Annotated in this window: 2 protein-coding genes and 2 pseudogenes; 3 read left to right on the top strand and 1 reads right to left on the bottom strand. The window is 34.9% G+C overall.

Features of this window, described 5'->3' with window-relative positions; genetic code table 11:
* Nucleotides 1-106, bottom strand: a pseudogene (locus FTU98_RS13740) (adenylosuccinate lyase); the annotation flags it as partial.
* Between the two features lie 262 nt (nucleotides 107-368).
* Between FTU98_RS13740 and FTU98_RS13735 the strand changes: the two are divergent.
* The 3 genes and pseudogenes from FTU98_RS13735 to FTU98_RS13725 form a co-directional block, all read left to right on the top strand.
* Nucleotides 369-1,820 carry a phospholipase D-like domain-containing protein gene (locus FTU98_RS13735; RefSeq protein WP_104498136.1) on the top strand — a complete coding sequence of 484 codons (1,452 nt, stop codon included), beginning with the start codon at nucleotides 369-371 and terminating at the stop codon, nucleotides 1,818-1,820.
* Nucleotides 1,810-2,955 (top strand): hypothetical protein, encoded by a 1,146-nt coding sequence (locus FTU98_RS13730; protein ID WP_180051561.1) that lies wholly within the window; start codon nucleotides 1,810-1,812, stop codon nucleotides 2,953-2,955. Before FTU98_RS13735 ends, FTU98_RS13730 begins: the two co-directional genes overlap by 11 nt.
* 106 nt (nucleotides 2,956-3,061) lie before the next feature.
* Nucleotides 3,062-3,238 (top strand): annotated as a pseudogene (locus tag FTU98_RS13725) (transposase); the annotation flags it as partial.
* Nucleotides 3,239-3,366: the final 128 nt, after the last annotated feature.

Below are 3,366 nucleotides of genomic sequence, written 5' to 3'. Positions count from 1 at the left end.
CAATTGCTGTGATCGCAGCCCAATTCGATGGATAATCTTTTTCGGATTCAATCAATAATTGAACCGCTCTATCTCTGATTTCAGGGGTGTATTTTACTTTTTTCATCGGGACATTCTCTCAAGAAAAATGGTCTCCGACAAACCCGGTACGGTTCAGTTTGATAGAGAGCTCTTTCTTGAAAGGAAGAGCATATCGCATAAGAGACTTTATGTTAAATAAGTAGCCTTATCCAATATAGAAGTCTTTGAGCAGAAATATTTTAAGAACTTAGAGGGAAATGCTGTCCACAATAGTGTCTAGGATCACTCAAAGCTCCATTTTTATTTTAAAATATTAATAACTTATAAAATATTTATTGGATATAAAATTGTCAGTTAAAGCTTATTTTAGAGATATTCATAATGTCATTTTGGACTATATCCAAAAAGCTGAAAATGAAATACTCATTGCTGTTGCTTGGTTTACAGATCTGGAGTTGTTCGATGCTTTGTGTAAAAAAGCACAGCAAGGCTTATCTATTCGTCTTGTTTTGATTGATGATGAAATCAATAGAGGGGTTGGTAAGCTTAACTTTGTTCGTCTACAGAATCTAAAGGCTCAAATCACTTTTTTAGAAACACAGAACTTTAATCGAATGCATCATAAATTCTGTATTATAGATCAAAAAATTGTGATTACTGGTTCTTATAATTGGACTAAGCAAGCACGAAATAATGAGGAAAATATTACAGTTATCAAAGATGAAGTGCATATTTATGATGACTATTCGGCAATCTTTAATCAGTTAGTTGATCCTCAAGTCTCAATATCGACCATTAAATTATCTCCTGATGCAGTGAAAAGACGTCTTGAGATGATTAAAAATTTTATTTTTCTCGATGAAACTGAAAATATTCCGTCTCAACTATCAAAATTAGCTCCTGTTATCGAAAGCTATAAGCTTGAACAGATTCATACTTTTTTAGAAAAAGGTGCTTATCAACAAGCTGCTGAAGAAATTACAATTTTCTTAAAGAACTTTACTGCAATCGTTGTCAGTGAAGATCATGAAGCGAATGAATTAAAGTTTGAGTTAAAAATACTAGAACTCCGACTTGAATCAATCACCAATGAAAAAGCCGATCTTGAACGAGATATTCTGTTATTTAACCGCAGACAGTATGAAATTCTGGGTGATTTAATCAAAGAATTACTGCGCTTGAAGGCTGAGTATCAACAATGTATTGCTGAACAAGCAAAACAAGAGCAGAACCAAGAACAAGAAGAGATAGATGAACTAGAAGAAGAAGCTGAGCAAGCAAAAGATACCTACGATGAATATTCTGAGGAGTATGAAGAAGTACAGCAAACAGAAGTAAAACAGCTCAATGAGTTAGAAGAAAAAGAGTTAAAAAATATATTCCGTAGAGCGTGTAATCTTTGCCATCCTGACAAAGTTACTGAGGAGAAAAAAGGACAAGCTAGCCAAATATTCATTCAACTCAAGGAAGCGTACGATAAGAATGATATTGCTGCTGTAAAAATCGTTTATGCAAAGCTACAACAAGGTGATTTTTCACAAACCAAATCAAGTAAGCTCAAATCCATTGATATTTTAAGGTCTTCTATTTCTGAAATAAAATATAAGCTAGAACAAGCCATTCAAGCACTGCATAAGCTATCCACTGATCCAGTTACAATGACTATCAATCAAATCGGTAAAAATGAGTCACAGTGGGTAGATTATCTACATAATAAAAGAGTAAGTTTTGAGGGAGAAATAGCAGCTTGGCAAGAAAAATTAGAACAATTAAGAGTTGGAGAATTTAATGAAAAATGAAATAGCTATTGGTCAAACGCAAGAACTTCAAATCAAGAAAGCCAAAAATCAGCTTTCGACAGTGTTTAGTTTAATTCAAAGTGATGAAGCCATTCGGCTAGTTAATATTCTAAAACGTATTGAGACTGATAAAGGAATAGAGTTTTTATGCTCTTTTGAAAATATAAATTGGTCAGTCGAACTCATCGAAAAATATAAAGATCAATGGGATTGGTTCTATCTTTCTAGTAATACATCCTTACCGTGGTCAATTGAACTTTTTGAAAAATATAAAGATCAATGGGATTGGCGGGAGCTTTCTAGAAATACAGCCTTACCGTGGTCAATTGAACTTTTTGAAAAATATAAAGATCAATGGGATTGGGGGGGGCTTTCTAATAATACAGCCTTACCGTGGTCAATCGAACTCATCGAAAAATATAAAGATCAATGGCATTGGGATTGGGGGGGGCTTTCTGGTAATACAGCCTTACCGTGGTCAATTGAACTTTTTGAAAAATATAAAGATCAATGGGATTGGTTCTATCTTTCTAGAAATACATCCTTACCGTGGTCAATCGAACTCATCGAAAAATATAAAGATCAATGGCATTGGGATTTTGGGGGGCTTTCTAATAATACAGCCTTACCGTGGTCAATTGAACTTTTTGAAAAATATAAAGATCAATGGCATTGGGAGGGGCTTTCTAGTAATACATCCTTACCGTGGTCAATTGAACTTTTTGAAAAATATAAAGATCAATGGGATTGGGGGTGGCTTTCTTGGAATACAGCCTTACCGTGGTCAATCGAACTCATCGAAAAATATAAAGATCAATGGGATTGGCGGGAGCTTTCTGGTAATACAGCCTTACCGTGGTCAATTGAACTTTTTGAAAAATATAAAGATCAATGGGATTGGTTCTATCTTTCTAGTAATACATCCTTACCGTGGTCAATTGAACTTTTTGAAAAATATAAAGATCAATGGGATTGGCGGGAGCTTTCTGAAAATGAATCCTTACCGTGGTCAATCGAACTCATCGAAAAATATAAAGATCAATGGCATTGGCGGGAGCTTTCTTGGAATGAGTCGATTCATTGGCCGAAATTATCGATAAATATGGTTGATGAGATCATGCAGTATAATCAATGACGGATTCAATAACGAAGTGAAACACATTTGTCATAGGTAATCCCCCCTAAAAATAATAGGATCTAAAAGTAGAATTTTCTCTTAAGATACGAGCAGGAGATTCTGCATGAAAACATCTAAATTTACTGACAGTCAGATCATGTCCATCTTGAAACAGGCAGAATCTGGCACACCTGTAGCGACCCTTTGCCGTGAACACGGCATGAGTAATGCTACCTTTTATAAATGGCGTGCCAAATATGGTGGTATGGATACATCATTAATGGCTCGACTGAAAGAGCTAGGGTAATACCCCCATTTTTAATTGAATTAATGGGTAGAAAATCTAAAGCCCTTGTTATTGTTTAAAAATAGGTGGACAACCATTTACTGACATATGAGGTCGTTCATGATTATAAAAGTACTGCCAGT

The sequence above is a fragment of the Acinetobacter sp. YH12211 genome (assembly GCF_013418015.1).
GTDB classification, from domain to species: Bacteria; Pseudomonadota; Gammaproteobacteria; order Pseudomonadales; family Moraxellaceae; genus Acinetobacter; species Acinetobacter towneri.
This window is presented reverse-complemented; position numbering and strand designations above follow the sequence as displayed.